General features: G+C 39.8%; 1 protein-coding gene. It reads right to left on the reverse strand.

Annotated features, from left to right (window positions below):
- On the reverse strand, positions 1-558 hold a 558-nt coding region (locus J5069_RS24000), incomplete at both ends, for a hypothetical protein (protein WP_264646146.1).

Consider the following 558-nt stretch of genomic DNA (forward strand, 5'->3'; position numbering starts at 1 on the left):
CAAAAATATCGTTTCTCTCTTGATATTTAATTTTATGATTCTGGTTTTTATCGTTTATTTCAAATGTATGTCCACGCCAACCTACGAGGGCATGAAATCTATCACCGTCATACTCGGTATTGAAAAATAGTGCCTTTCCTATTCCTTGTGCATTTCTCGCTGCGCTCAGCAGTTCGTCTCCTGGATAGGTGGCTTGTGGTGTCCATATCGATTGGTATCGTTTATTTAAAGGGCGTATTTTTTGTGTTGTAATCTCTATACCATAAGTAAGATTGACCGGGGTATTGGATAAAGATGATGTGTTTGTCAGGTTAATCCCTTTCCTATCATCATCATAAGTATGAAAGTATTGTCCGGCATTTTTTGCGCCAACATCTTCAGCATAGCCATTATGCTGATTGTATTTTCCTGTTGTCCACCACATGCCCATATTAAAATCAATAAGAAGGTTCTCTGGTTTGTAGCTATAACTGAAGGAGGCTGCATTTATTATTGCCGACCCAAGTTCCCATTGAGGCATGCTTTCCAGGCCATCTCGATTTGAGCTGTCTTTGCTCC

Origin of the sequence: Candidatus Symbiopectobacterium sp. NZEC127, from assembly GCF_025962675.1 — a bacterium.
Lineage (GTDB): Bacteria > Pseudomonadota > Gammaproteobacteria > Enterobacterales > Enterobacteriaceae > Symbiopectobacterium.